The following is a 12,750-nucleotide window of genomic DNA, read 5'->3' as shown; positions in this document are numbered from 1 at the left end:
TAGCAAGCCTTTTTCTTTTCCGAGCGCTTTCAACCGAGAATCCACATGACTGAGCCATTGCGCATCGTCTTTGCCGGCACCCCCGAATTCGCCGCCGAACACCTCAAGGCCTTGCTCGACAGCCCGTATGAGATCGTGGCGGTCTACACCCAGCCGGATCGTCCGGCAGGGCGCGGGCAAAAGCTGATGCCGAGCCCGGTCAAACAACTCGCCGAGCAGCACAGTATCAGCGTTCTGCAGCCGCCGACCCTGCGAGACGCAGCGGCCCAGGCGGAACTGGCAGCGCTCAAACCCGACTTGCTGGTGGTGGTGGCCTACGGCTTGATCCTGCCGCAAGTGGTGCTGGATACTCCGCGCCTGGGTTGCATCAATAGTCACGCTTCGCTGTTGCCGCGCTGGCGCGGTGCAGCGCCGATCCAGCGCGCCGTCGAAGCGGGTGACGCCGAAAGCGGTGTGACGGTGATGCGCATGGAACTGGGTCTGGACACCGGGCCAATGCTGCTGAAGGTCACGACCCCGATCAGCGCCGACGACACCGGCGGCAGCCTCCACGACCGCCTCGCCGAAATGGGGCCGCCTGCCGTGGTCCAGGCCATTTCCAGGCTGGCGGCAGGAACCCTCGAAGGTGAAGTGCAGGACGACAGCCTCGCCACTTACGCCCACAAGCTGAACAAGGACGAAGCGCGCATCGACTGGAGCCGTCCGGCCGTCGAACTGGAACGCCTGGTCCGCGCGTTCAATCCATGGCCGATCTGCCACAGCACCCTCAACGGCGAAGCGCTGAAGGTCCTCGCGGCGAACCTCGCCGATGGCCAGGGCGCTCCGGGTGAAGTGCTCGGCGCCAGCAAGGACGGCCTGATCGTCGCTTGCGGTGAACAGGCCTTGTGCCTGACCCGCCTGCAATTGCCCGGGGGCAAAGCGCTGAACTTCAGCGACTTGTTCAACAGCCGCCGCGAGAAATTCGCCGTCGGCACCGTGCTGGGTCAAGCGATGGACGCGCAATGAACCCTCGTCTGGCCGCCGCCAAGGCCTTGGCTGCAGTACTCAACGGTAAAGCGTCACTCAACAGTTCGTTGCCGACACAACTGGATAAGGTTGAGCTTCGTGATCGTGGTTTCACCCAGGATCTGGCCTTCGGCACCGCTCGCTGGCAGCCGCGTTTATCGGCGCTGGCGGCCAAGCTGCTGCAAAAACCCTTCAAAGCGGCCGACGCCGATGTCGAGGCGTTGCTGCTGGTGGGTCTCTACCAACTGCTCTACACCCGTGTGCCGGCCCACGCCGCCATCGGTGAAACTGTCGGTTGCGCCGAGAAGCTGAAAAAGCCTTGGGCCAAGGCCTTGCTCAATGCCGTGCTGCGCCGTGCCCAGCGGGAAAGCGAAGCGCTGCTCGGCGAGCTGGAACACGACCCGGTGGTCCGAACCGCGCATCCACGCTGGCTGCAAAAGTCCCTCAAGGCATTCTGGCCGCAGCAGTGGGAAGCCATTTGCGCGGCGAACAACGCCCATCCGCCGATGATCCTGCGGGTCAATCGCCGCCACCATACTCGCGATGCTTACCTGAAATTGCTGAGCGACGCCGGTGTGGCGGGCAACGCCTGCCTCTACAGCCAGGACGGCATCGTGCTCGACGAGCCGGGCGACGTACGCAACTTGCCAGGCTTCGCCGAAGGCTGGATCAGCGTGCAGGACGAAGCCGCGCAACTGGCCGCCGACCTGCTGGATCTGGCGCCCGGGCAACGGGTGCTCGATGCCTGCTGCGCGCCGGGTGGCAAGACTTGCCACATCATGGAGGTCGAGCCGGCGCTGGCTAGCGTGGTGGCAGTGGATCTGGAAGCCAAGCGCCTGGTGCGGGTACGGGAAAATCTCGAGCGGCTTGGCCTGAGCGCCGAGCTGATTGCCGCCGATGGGCGCGATACTGCGACCTGGTGGGACGGCAAGCCGTTCCAGCGGATCCTGCTGGACGCGCCATGCTCGGCCACCGGGGTCATCCGCCGTCACCCGGACATCAAACTGACTCGCCAAGCCGACGACATTGCCGCCCTGGCCGTGCTGCAGGGTGAACTGCTGGACGCGCTGTGGCCGACCCTCGAAGTCGGCGGCATCCTGCTGTATGCCACCTGCTCGACCTTGCCGACCGAGAACACCGAAGTCATCGAAGCCTTTCTGGCCCGCACGCCAGGCGCCCGCGAGCTCGACATCGCTGGTCAGCTCGGGCAGCCTGCGGCCGGTATCAAGCAGCCTCATGGCCGCCAGTTACTGGCCCAGGAGGGCGGGCATGACGGTTTCTACTACGCCAAGTTGATCAAGATCGCCGCCGCGCGCGGTTAACCGGTTTTAAGGGAGTGACTGGATGAAAATCATCATCCTCGGCGCAGGGCAGGTCGGCGGTTCGCTGGCGGAACACCTGGCCAGTGAAGCCAATGACATCACGGTGGTCGACACCGACGGCGAACGTCTGCGCGATCTCGGCGACCGGCTCGATATTCGCACCGTTCAAGGCCGCGGTTCACTCCCGACAGTGCTGCGTCAGGCGGGCGCGGACGATGCCGACATGCTGGTGGCGGTCACCAACAGTGACGAAACCAACATGGTTGCCTGTCAGGTCGCCCACACCCTGTTCCACACCCCGACCAAGATCGCCCGTGTCCGCGAAGCGGCTTATCTGACCCGCGCCGGTCTGTTCGACAACGATGCGATTCCGGTCGACGTGCTGATCAGCCCGGAACAGGTGGTCACCAACTACATCAAGCGCCTGATCGAACACCCTGGCGCCTTGCAGGTCATCGACTTCGCCGAAGGCAAGGCCCAGCTGGTGGCGATCAAGGCTTACTACGGCGGGCCGCTGGTGGGTCATCAATTGCGGCAGTTGCGCGAGCACATGCCGAATGTCGAGACCCGCGTTGCCGCCATCTTCCGCCGCGACCGGCCGATCCTGCCCAAAGGCGACACGGTGATCGAAGCCGACGATGAAGTGTTTTTCATCGCCGCCAAAGCGAACATTCGTGCGGTAATGAGCGAGATGCGTCGCCTCGATGAGACCTACAAGCGCGTGGTGATCGCCGGAGGCGGGCAGATCGGCGAACGCCTGGCCGAAGCCATCGAAAGCCGCTACCAGGTGAAGATCATCGAGATGAACCCGGCGCGTTGCCGCCATCTTTCGGACAACCTCGACAGCACGGTGGTGTTGCAGGGCAGCGCGTCAGACCGCGACCTGCTGCTGGAAGAAAACATTGCCGACGCCGATATTTTCCTGGCGCTGACCAACGACGACGAAGCCAACATCATGTCCTCGCTACTGGCCAAACGCCTGGGCGCGAAAAAAGTCATGACCATCATCAACAATCCGGCCTATGTCGACCTGATCCAGGGCGGCGACATCGATATCGCCATCAGCCCGCAGCTGGCGACTATCGGCACCTTGCTGGCCCACGTGCGACGCGGCGATATTGTCAGCGTGCACTCGTTGCGCCGCGGCGCAGCGGAGGCCATCGAGGCTATTGCCCATGGTGATGAGAAATCGAGCAAAGTGATCGGCCGCTCCATTGAAGACATCGGCCTGCCGCCGGGCACGACCATCGGGGCGATCATCCGTGATGAAGAAGTCATCATCGCCCACGATGACACGGTGATCATGGCGGGTGATCATGTGATTCTGTTCCTTGTGGATAAAAAGCATATTCGGGATGTGGAAAAGCTGTTTCATGTGGGCTTGAGCTTCTTCTGATCCAGAATTTTTACTGTGGCATCAATTGCCAGGATCGCCGCAGGCTGCGATCTTTTGATCTTGCTCCTGAGCCATCTCCAGAACCGCCAAAAGATCGCAGGCTGCGCCAGCTCCTACGCCGACCGGGTACACCTGTGACATTGCAGGAGCACTCTATCCTGTAGGAGCTGGCGCAGACTGCGATCTCTTGATCTTCGACTCAACACCCTGAAAGGAACCCACCGATGCTCGAATCCCTGGAAAAAATGCTCGCCAAGGGTGTGGATAACTCGCTGCTGCGCTTCGGCCTGGGCAAGGGCTATCTGGATGTGGGCGAGAACGCCAAGGCGGTCGAGCATTTTCAACGCTGTGTCGATTTCGATCCGAAGTATTCCGCGGCCTGGAAGCTACTCGGCAAGGCGCATCTGGGGCTGGCCGATTATCCGGCTGCCCGTCACGCCTGGGAGCAAGGGCTCGAAGCTGCACGGGCGCATGGCGACAAGCAGGCGGAAAAAGAAATGACGGTGTTTCTGAAAAAACTGGATCGTCAGGTTAACTGATCAAAAAACAACCAGGCTAGAGGTAACGCAGACTTATGCCTTCGGCATCGACCTGCACCACTTCCATGCGCACCCGCGGCGCAGCCTCCGGCAGGTCCTGCACCTGACCGTAAACTACCGCGCCCGTGGCCAAGGCCGATAGCGCCGGATGCTTCACATACACCCCGCTGGTCGAGAGGTTGCGCGTCTGGCCCAGGCATTCACCAAAGCTTTCGTGCTGGATTTTGATGCGAAAGGATTTGAGCTGTTCGGACATCTGCTGCGCCCTTGATTGAACGGTTGTGGATAACGTTGCGTACGGGAAGCAGGATCAAAAGATCGCAGCCTGCGGCAGCTCCTACGCGGTTATCCACAGATCATGCCAATTCGATCAGTACCAGCGCTCCTCGCCCGGTGGACGTTTCTTGAAACGCTTCATGCTCCACATGTACTGGCTCGGATAAGCGCGCACGTATTTCTCGACGACCTGGCTCATTGCCGCACATGAAGTCTCGGTATCGGTGCTGTACATCGCCTCTGGCGCGGCTTCGAGTATTACTTTGTAGCCCGAACCGTCGGGCAGGCGCAGGGCATGCAGGAACACCCCGACGGCTTTGCCGCCGGCGAGCATGTTCGGTACGAATTTGCTGGTCAGGGCTTGGGTGGCAAAGAATGGCACGAAAATCCCGGCCGATTCGGACGGTTCCGGGTCAGCCGGGATACCCACTGCACCACCTTTGCGCACTTCCTTGATGACGCTCAGAATGCCTTCCTTGGTGGACGCGGCGACGCGGTTACCCAATTGCACCCGCTGCTTGCGCAACAAGTCGTCGACCGCCTTGAGCTTGGGCGGACGATAGAAAATGATCGGTTTGCACTGGCTGCAATAGAAGTGGTTCAACACTTCCCAGTTGCCGAGGTGACTGGTGATGCCAACAACCCCTTTGCCTGAGGCCAACGCCTCCTTCAGCACGTCGAGACCTTCGACTTCCCGCACCAGGTCAATAGAGCGCTGGGCCGGCCAGATCCAGGCGCAGGCACTTTCGGTCAGCGACTTGCCGATATCCTTCAGGCTCTGCCCGACCAGACGCTCGCGCTCAGCCGCGTCCATTTCAGGAAAGCACTTTGCCAGGTTGATCCGCACCACATCGCGCGAGCGGTTGGGCAATTTCCACATCATCCAGCCAATGGCCGAACCCACCACTTGCACCGCGCGCCAGGGCAGCAGGGCAAACAACCGCAGAGCGCCTACCAGCAAGGCGCCTTTCAACTTATCCACAGGTCACTCCTGATCTATAAACCGACGTCATGAACCTTGTCGCGAGCCGGCTATTCTAACCGCCCACTGCGCAAGATGGCGTAGCGATCACAATCGGTGGTGTGATCCATGACCATCCCGGACGCCTGCATCAATGCATAACAGATGGTGGGACCGACGAAAGTGAAGCCGGCTTTCTTCAAGCCTTTGCTCATCGCCTCGGCCTCGGGCGTTACCGCCGGCACTTCGCTGCGATCCTTGAAGTGATTGACCCTGGGCTGGCCGCCGACGAACGACCACAGCAGCGCCACCGGGTCCTCCAGCGCCAGCCAGGCCTGGGCATTGCGCCGGGCGGCGTTGAGCTTCAGGCGATTGCGGATAATCCCCGGATCGAGCATCAAATCGTCGATTTCGGCATCGCTCATCTGTGCCACGCGCTGTACGTCGAAACCAAACAGCACCTCACGATAACGCTCGCGTTTCCTTAGCACAGTGATCCACGATAGGCCCGCCTGGAACCCTTCAAGCAAAAGCAACTCGAACAAGCGCTGCGCATCTTGTAGCGGCACGCCCCACTCCTGATCGTGATAAGCCATGTACAGCGGATCTTCGGAACACCAAAAGCAGCGTGGCATAAGGCTCCAGGGGGCGTGCGCAGGACCGAATCGGGTATACTCCCGCTCTTTAAATCGCAGCCCAAGAAACAGGTGAATTTCGTGAGCCAGCCTACGCCAGCCGTGCGTACCTTCCAAGACTTGATCCTCGCCCTCCAGCAATACTGGGCCGAGCAAGGTTGTGTGGTACTTCAGCCCTACGATATGGAAGTAGGCGCCGGCACTTTTCATACCGCCACGTTTCTGCGCGCCATCGGCCCGGAAACCTGGAACGCCGCTTATGTGCAGCCCAGTCGCCGCCCGACTGACGGCCGCTACGGTGAAAACCCGAACCGTCTGCAGCACTACTATCAGTTCCAGGTAGTCCTGAAGCCGAACCCGGACAATTTCCAGGAACTGTACCTGGGCTCGCTCAAGCACGTGGGTCTCGACCCGCTGGTGCATGACATCCGCTTCGTCGAAGACAACTGGGAATCGCCGACCCTCGGTGCCTGGGGTCTGGGCTGGGAAGTCTGGCTCAACGGCATGGAAGTGACTCAGTTCACTTACTTCCAGCAGGCGGGTGGTATCGAGTGCTACCCAGTGACCGGCGAGATCACTTACGGTCTCGAGCGTCTGGCCATGTACCTGCAGGGTGTGGATTCGGTCTACGACCTGGTCTGGGCTGACGGCCCGTTCGGCAAAGTGACCTACGGCGACGTGTTCCACCAGAACGAAGTGGAGCAGTCGACCTACAACTTCGAACACGCCAACGTCGAGAAGCTCTTCGAACTGTTCGACTTCTATGAAAGCGAAGCCAAGCGTCTGATCGAACTCGACCAGCCGCTGCCATTGCCGAGCTACGAAATGGTGTTGAAGGCCTCCCATACCTTCAACCTGCTGGATGCTCGCCGGGCGATCTCGGTCACTGCGCGTCAGCAATACATTCTGCGTGTACGCACCCTGGCGCGTTCCGTTGCACAAGCCTATCTGCTGGCTCGCGCCAAGCTGGGCTTCCCGATGGCGACCCCGGATTTGCGTGATGAAGTGTTGGCTAAGCTGGAGGCTGCACAATGAGTGCTCAAGATTTTCTGGTCGAACTGGGCACCGAAGAACTGCCACCCAAAGCCCTGAATACTCTGGCTGAGGCGTTCCTTGCCGGTATCGATAAAGGTCTGCAGGCCGCTGGCCTGAACTATGAGACCAAAACCGTCTACGCCGCGCCGCGTCGTCTGGCCGTGCTGGTCACCGCACTGGCCACTCACCAGCCGGATCGCAGCATCAACCTCGACGGCCCGCCACGTCAGGCTGCGTTCGATGCCGAAGGCAATCCGACCCAGGCCGCCCTGGGTTTCGCCAAGAAATGTGGCGTTGATCTGAGCGAAATCGATCAGAGCGGCGCGAAACTGCGTTATAGCCAACGCATCGCTGGCAAGCCGACCGCCAGTCTGCTGCCGACCATCGTCGAAGATTCCCTGAATGACTTGCCGATTCCCAAGCGCATGCGCTGGGGCGCGCGCAAGGAAGAATTCGTTCGCCCGACCCAGTGGCTGGTCATGCTGCTCGGTGACCAGGTTATCGATTGCACCATCCTCGCCCAGAAAGCCGGTCGCGACTCCCGCGGCCACCGTTTCCATCACCCTGAAAGCGTGCGTATCACCGCGCCGGCCAACTACCTGCAAGACCTGCGTGGCGCTTACGTGCTGGCGGATTCCAACGAGCGTCGCGAGCTGATCAGCAAGCGCACTGCCGAGTTGGCCGCGCTGCAGGAAGGTACGGCGATCGTTCCGCCGAGCCTGCTCGACGAAGTGACCGCGCTGGTGGAATGGCCGGTGCCGCTGGTCTGCTCGTTCGAAGAGCGGTTCCTCGAGGTGCCGCAGGAAGCCCTGATCACCACCATGCAGGACAACCAGAAGTATTTCTGCCTGCTGGATGCCGACGGCAAGTTGCTGCCACGCTTCATCACTGTGGCCAACATCGAAAGCAAAGACCCGCAGCAGATCATTTCGGGCAACGAGAAGGTGGTTCGCCCGCGTCTGACCGACGCCGAGTTCTTCTTCAAGCAAGACAAGAAGCAGAAACTCGAAAGCTTCAACCTGCGCCTGCAGAACGTGGTGTTCCAGGAAAAACTGGGCAGTGTGTTCGACAAAGCCGAGCGGGTTTCCAAACTGGCAGCGTTCATCGCTCAACGCATCGGCGGCGACGCATCCCGTGCAGCTCGCGCCGGCCTGCTGTCCAAGTGCGACCTGGCGACCGAGATGGTCGGTGAGTTCCCGGAGATGCAAGGTGTCGCCGGTTACTACTACGCCCTCAACGACGGCGAGCCGCAAGACGTGGCCCTGGCGCTGAACGAACAATACATGCCGCGCGGTGCCGGCGCCGAACTGCCGACCACTGTTACCGGTGCGGCCGTAGCGATCGCCGACAAGCTCGACACTCTGGTGGGTATTTTCGGGATAGGCATGCTGCCGACCGGTAGCAAAGACCCTTATGCCTTGCGCCGTGCTGCCCTTGGCATACTACGGATCCTCATCGACAAGAAACTCGATCTGGACCTGACCGATGCGGTAGCGTCCGCCGTCAACGCATTCGGCACCAAGGTCAAGTCGGCCGGTCTGGCCGACCTGGTGCTGGAGTTCATCTTCGACCGTCTGCGTGCACGTTACGAAGACGAAGGCGTGGATGTGGGGACCTACCTGTCGGTTCGTGCCCTGAAACCGGGTTCGGCACTCGACTTCGATCAACGCGTGCAAGCTGTCGAGGCGTTCCGCAAACTGCCGGAGGCCGCGGCACTGGCTGCAGTGAACAAGCGTGTATCGAACCTGCTGAGCAAGGCCGAAGGCACGATCCCGAGCGTCGTCGAAGCCAAATACTTCGACAACGCCAACGAGTTTTCGCTGTACTCGGCGATCCAGCAGGCTGACCAGGCCGTCCAGCCTATGGCTGCGGCGCGTCAGTACCGCGAATCGCTGGCCCGGCTGGCAGCGTTGCGCGAGCCTGTCGATGCGTTCTTTGAAGCGGTGATGGTCAACGCTGAAGATGCCAAGGTACGTGCCAACCGTTATGCGTTGCTGGCGCGTCTGCGTGGGCTGTTCCTCGGTGTCGCCGATATTTCGCTGCTGGGTTGATTTGTTTAAGGGACGAAGTGTGAAACTGCTGATTCTCGATCGGGACGGGGTGATCAATTACGACTCCGACGCTTATATCAAGTCGGTCGAGGAGTGGATTCCACTCCCAGGCTCGATCGAAGCCATCGCGCAGTTGAGCAAGGCCGGCTGGACGGTAGCGGTCGCTACCAACCAGTCCGGCATCGCTCGCGGCTACTACGATGTCGCGACCCTGGATGCCATGCACGAGCGCCTGCGCTCGCTGGTGGCGGAGCAGGGTGGCGAGCTCGGGCTGATCGTTCATTGTCCCCACGGACCCGATGATGGTTGCGATTGCCGTAAGCCTAAACCCGGCATGCTGAAAGCCATTGCCGCGCATTACGACGTGGCGCTGACCCATCTATGGTTTGTCGGCGACACTCTCGGTGACCTGGAAGCCGCAACAGCCGTCGACTGTCAGCCAGTTTTGGTAAAAACCGGGAAAGGTGAAAAAACCCTGGGTAAAACCCTACCGGCAGGCACCTTGATTTTTGACGATCTGGCGGCGGTTGCTGCTGAGCTTGTCCACCACTGAACTTATCAATAACTGAACTTATCAATAAATAGGGCTCTTCTGACATCCTGACCAAGGGGTTCCGGAGTGCGCTTTTAATAGGCAAATGCCGCTATGTCGATCTTGCAGGCAATCAGGACCTTTCTCTTTTACCTGCTGCTGGGCACCACCTCGTTGCTCTGGTGCAGCCTGAGCTTTTTTATTGCTCCTTTTTTACCGTTCAAGGCACGTTATCGCTTTATCAACGTGTACTGGTGCCGTTGCGCGCTGTGGCTGAGCAAAGTATTCCTCGGTATCCGCTATGAAGTGCAGGGCGCCGAGAATGTACCTGAACAACCCTGCGTGATTCTGGCGAACCACCAGAGCACGTGGGAGACATTCTTTCTCTCGGCCTACTTCGAGCCGTTGAGCCAGGTGCTCAAGCGCGAACTGCTCTACGTGCCGTTCTTCGGTTGGGCGATGGCCATGCTGCGACCGATCGCCATTGATCGTGACAACCCCAAGGCGGCGCTCAAGCATGTGGCGAAGAAGGGCGACGAACTGCTCAAGGATGGCGTCTGGGTATTGATCTTCCCGGAAGGCACACGGGTTCCTTTTGGTGAGGTCGGCAAGTTCTCGCGTGGTGGTACTGCATTGGCCGTCAACGCTGCGTTGCCGATACTGCCGATTGCGCACAACGCCGGAAAGTTCTGGCCGAAGACTGGCTGGGCTAAAAAGCCTGGCACCATCAGCGTGGTGATCGGCGCGCCGATGTATGCCGAAGGCACCGGACCGCGCGCTATCGCCGAGCTCAATGACCGGGTTGCCGCCTGGAACGAGCAGGCTCAGCGGGACATGGGTTCGTTGCCGCCTATCACTGCGGAACCGGAAAAAGTGGTTATCTGAGCGTCTGTGGATAAGCTGTGTGCAACTTCGTTGAAAACCGGCTTATTCTTTATGTAACTCTATGATTTATATATATATTTCTTAAGCTCATAAAATAGCGAAAAACGTGCATAAGTTTTTTATGACGATAAAAAAACCGGCTTTTATAGCCGGTTTTTTTTTGCCTGTTGAAAACAGCTTGTCTAGCCGTGGATGCGGTCAGCGAGGGTCAGCCAGGAAAATGTTCCTGGGCAATTGCCACGATTTCCTCACCGGTCATCGGTGGGATGGCCGCAATTGCCCACAGATCATAGGCCGGGTGTGCTCGCTGAAATGGCACCACCATTTCAAAGCCTGCGGCCTGCAAGGTGCCGGTCAGGACTTTCTTGGTGAAGCCGCAACGATGCGCCATGTACAGATTGCCGTTGGCCATTGCCGGGCGGTGGCCGTACAGGATGTCGATCGGCGCAATCGGGCCGGCCGGCGAGAGGTAGGCCTCATCGGTCAACTTATCTTCAGCTACCAAGGCGACTGCCGCCATCCCGGGGCTGACGACTGCACAGGTCGCGGCGCTGACCACCGCGCAGGTAGGTGCGCTGACCAACGCTGACGTGGCCGCCCTGACCACCGCCCAAGTCGTGGCCCTGAGCACCGCTCAAGCCAGTGCTTTGAAAGCGACGCAGGTCGCCGCGCTGACCACCGGTCAGATTCAGGCCCTGACTATGGCTCAGGTCAAATCCTTGACCACCGCCGATGTCGTTGCCTTGACCACTGCACAAGTGGTGGCCCTGACCACCGGTCAAGTCGCATCGTTGACCGCAACTCAACTCCAGGCGCTGACCACTGCCCAGGTCGTAGCCTTGACGACCGCTCAGGTAGCGTCACTGGAAAGCGCGGATGTCGCGGCGCTGACCACTGCGCATGTGGCAGCATTGACCACCGCTCAAGTCACTGCCTTGACGGGTGACCAGATCGGCGCTCTGACTACCGCGCAGACCGTCGCGCTGACCACCGCGCAGATCGTGGCCATGACTACCGGCCAGTTCGCATCGCTGCATACTGCCGACGTAGCGGCACTGACGACTGCTCAGATCGTTGCTATCGAAACGGCCGACATGGCTGCGTTGACCACCGCTCAAGTGGCCGTATTGACCACTGCGCAACTGTCTCACCTGAGCATGACCCAAGTGGATGCGTTCACCGGCGCACAGTACGGGGCAATGACCGGTACCCAGCTCGACGCGTTGGCCCTGTCCACGCCGCTGGTGCTGGACCTCAATGGTGACGGTATCCAAACCTCGCACCTGGTCGCAGGTACTCAGTTCGACCTGAACGCCGATGGCAGCAAGGAGAGCACCGGCTGGACTGCAGGGGGCGATGGTCTGCTCTCCATTGATCTTAATGGCGATGGTCAGATCAACAATGGCTCCGAACTCTTCGGTTCCTCCTTCCAGCTGCCCGATGGCTCGCTGGCACACGATGGCTTCGCTGCGTTGAAGAGCCTGGACGGCAACCACGACGGCGTCGTCAGTGGGGCAGACACGCTCTTCTCGGCCCTGCAAGTCTGGGTCGACACGAACCAGGACGGGATCAGCGCAAAAGGTGAATTGCACAGCCTCACCGATCTGGGTATCACCCAGATCAATCTCGATGCCGGCAAGACCTCGCAGGTCAACCATGGGAATTTGATCGGGCTGGAGGGCAGCTTTGAAACCAGCGATGGTCAGACCCCACACCATTGCCAATGTCTGGTTCCGCACCGGTGGTAGCGATGGCCAGTCCATCGACCTGACGAAGCTGAATCCGGAGATCGTTGGTGCTCATAGCCTCGGCCAAATCGACCTCACGGCCGATAACGGCAAGGCGAGCACATTGACGGTCGATGCCCAGGCCGTCAGCCAGTTCGGTCAGGCCGGTCAGGTCGACTCGGCAAGCGGGGCCGCAGCGCCTGTGCAGATGATCATCAACGGTGACCAAAACGATGCGGTGAACATTGCCGGATCCAATGGTCAGTGGCACGAGGGAGGCACTGCTACGGTCGATGGCGCGAACTACAACGTATTCAACGATGGTGAGGTTCAATTGCTGGTCGCAACGGACGTCAACACTTGGATTCAATAAAATTCAGTGTTAA

The 12,750-nt window shown here is 60.1% G+C and carries 14 protein-coding genes; 10 read left to right on the top strand and 4 right to left on the bottom strand.

The window, feature by feature from the left end:
* The first annotated feature begins 45 nt into the window (after nt 1-45).
* From fmt to AC3IUA_RS00100, 4 genes are all read left to right on the top strand, one after another.
* On the top strand, nt 46-1,005 hold the full coding sequence (gene fmt / locus AC3IUA_RS00115) for a methionyl-tRNA formyltransferase (RefSeq protein ID WP_489358509.1): 960 nt from the start codon (nt 46-48) through the stop codon (nt 1,003-1,005).
* Nucleotides 1,002-2,327, top strand: coding sequence for a 16S rRNA (cytosine(967)-C(5))-methyltransferase RsmB (rsmB, locus tag AC3IUA_RS00110; RefSeq protein ID WP_489358508.1), 1,326 nt, complete (start codon nt 1,002-1,004; stop codon nt 2,325-2,327). The genes fmt and rsmB overlap by 4 nt, the downstream gene beginning before the upstream one ends.
* A 22-nt stretch (nt 2,328-2,349) precedes the next feature.
* Entirely contained in the window at nt 2,350-3,723 is a 1,374-nt protein-coding gene (trkA, locus tag AC3IUA_RS00105) for a Trk system potassium transporter TrkA (RefSeq protein WP_489358507.1), read from the top strand.
* Between the two features lie 224 nt (nt 3,724-3,947).
* Nucleotides 3,948-4,262, top strand: coding sequence for a hypothetical protein (locus tag AC3IUA_RS00100; RefSeq protein ID WP_489358506.1), 315 nt, complete (start codon nt 3,948-3,950; stop codon nt 4,260-4,262).
* A gap of 16 nt (nt 4,263-4,278) precedes the next feature.
* Here the strand turns inward: AC3IUA_RS00100 and AC3IUA_RS00095 are convergent, their stop codons facing one another.
* The 3 genes from AC3IUA_RS00095 to AC3IUA_RS00085 form a co-directional block, all read right to left on the bottom strand.
* Nucleotides 4,279-4,518, bottom strand: a complete 240-nt coding sequence (locus tag AC3IUA_RS00095; protein WP_489358505.1) for a PilZ domain-containing protein — start codon at nt 4,516-4,518, stop codon at nt 4,279-4,281.
* Between the two features lie 114 nt (nt 4,519-4,632).
* Nucleotides 4,633-5,520, bottom strand: a complete 888-nt coding sequence (locus AC3IUA_RS00090) for a lysophospholipid acyltransferase (protein ID WP_489358504.1) — start codon at nt 5,518-5,520, stop codon at nt 4,633-4,635.
* A gap of 50 nt (nt 5,521-5,570) precedes the next feature.
* Nucleotides 5,571-6,134 carry a DNA-3-methyladenine glycosylase I gene (locus AC3IUA_RS00085; RefSeq protein ID WP_489358503.1) on the bottom strand — a complete coding sequence of 188 codons (564 nt, stop codon included), beginning with the start codon at nt 6,132-6,134 and terminating at the stop codon, nt 5,571-5,573.
* An 81-nt stretch (nt 6,135-6,215) separates the two neighbouring features.
* On the opposite strand from AC3IUA_RS00085, the gene glyQ reads away from it, so the two are divergent.
* From glyQ to AC3IUA_RS00065, 4 genes are all read left to right on the top strand, one after another.
* Nucleotides 6,216-7,169, top strand: coding sequence for a glycine--tRNA ligase subunit alpha (glyQ, locus tag AC3IUA_RS00080; RefSeq protein WP_003213601.1), 954 nt, complete (start codon nt 6,216-6,218; stop codon nt 7,167-7,169).
* Entirely contained in the window at nt 7,166-9,220 is a 2,055-nt protein-coding gene (glyS, locus tag AC3IUA_RS00075; protein ID WP_489358502.1) for a glycine--tRNA ligase subunit beta, read from the top strand. Before glyQ ends, glyS begins: the two co-directional genes overlap by 4 nt.
* 19 nt (nt 9,221-9,239) lie before the next feature.
* Nucleotides 9,240-9,773 (top strand): D-glycero-beta-D-manno-heptose 1,7-bisphosphate 7-phosphatase, encoded by a 534-nt coding sequence (gene gmhB, locus AC3IUA_RS00070; protein ID WP_489358501.1) that lies wholly within the window; start codon nt 9,240-9,242, stop codon nt 9,771-9,773.
* 93 nt (nt 9,774-9,866) lie between these two features.
* Nucleotides 9,867-10,637 (top strand): lysophospholipid acyltransferase family protein, encoded by a 771-nt coding sequence (locus tag AC3IUA_RS00065; RefSeq protein WP_489358500.1) that lies wholly within the window; start codon nt 9,867-9,869, stop codon nt 10,635-10,637.
* A 208-nt stretch (nt 10,638-10,845) separates the two neighbouring features.
* Here AC3IUA_RS00065 and AC3IUA_RS00060 read toward each other — a convergent pair whose 3' ends face one another.
* Nucleotides 10,846-11,244: a hypothetical protein gene (locus tag AC3IUA_RS00060; RefSeq protein ID WP_489358499.1), complete on the bottom strand. Its 399-nt coding sequence runs from the start codon at nt 11,242-11,244 to the stop codon at nt 10,846-10,848.
* Between AC3IUA_RS00060 and AC3IUA_RS00055 the strand changes: the two genes are divergently transcribed.
* Both AC3IUA_RS00055 and AC3IUA_RS00050 read left to right on the top strand, forming a co-directional pair.
* Entirely contained in the window at nt 11,156-12,385 is a 1,230-nt protein-coding gene (locus tag AC3IUA_RS00055) for a hypothetical protein (RefSeq protein WP_489362534.1), read from the top strand. The two genes, AC3IUA_RS00060 and AC3IUA_RS00055, sit on opposite strands and share 89 nt — an antisense overlap.
* A complete protein-coding gene (locus AC3IUA_RS00050; protein ID WP_489358498.1) occupies nt 12,324-12,737 on the top strand; it encodes a hypothetical protein in 414 nt (137 codons plus the stop codon). Before AC3IUA_RS00055 ends, AC3IUA_RS00050 begins: the two co-directional genes overlap by 62 nt.
* Nucleotides 12,738-12,750 lie beyond the last annotated feature (13 nt).

This window comes from Pseudomonas sp. KH_050 (assembly GCF_057838875.1).
This window is presented reverse-complemented; position numbering and strand designations above follow the sequence as displayed.

Excerpts from the sequence above, each read along its gene's own strand:
- glyS (WP_489358502.1), top strand. The coding sequence starts at position 7,166 with ATGAGTGCTCAAGATTTTCTGGTCGAACTGGGCACCGAAGAACTGCCA.
- trkA (WP_489358507.1), top strand. The coding sequence starts at position 2,350 with ATGAAAATCATCATCCTCGGCGCAGGGCAGGTCGGCGGTTCGCTGGCG.
- AC3IUA_RS00095 (WP_489358505.1), bottom strand. The coding sequence starts at position 4,518 with ATGTCCGAACAGCTCAAATCCTTTCGCATCAAAATCCAGCACGAAAGC.
- AC3IUA_RS00100 (WP_489358506.1), top strand. The coding sequence starts at position 3,948 with ATGCTCGAATCCCTGGAAAAAATGCTCGCCAAGGGTGTGGATAACTCG.
- AC3IUA_RS00085 (WP_489358503.1), bottom strand. The coding sequence starts at position 6,134 with ATGCCACGCTGCTTTTGGTGTTCCGAAGATCCGCTGTACATGGCTTAT.
- fmt (WP_489358509.1), top strand. The coding sequence starts at position 46 with ATGACTGAGCCATTGCGCATCGTCTTTGCCGGCACCCCCGAATTCGCC.
- AC3IUA_RS00065 (WP_489358500.1), top strand. The coding sequence starts at position 9,867 with ATGTCGATCTTGCAGGCAATCAGGACCTTTCTCTTTTACCTGCTGCTG.
- rsmB (WP_489358508.1), top strand. The coding sequence starts at position 1,002 with ATGAACCCTCGTCTGGCCGCCGCCAAGGCCTTGGCTGCAGTACTCAAC.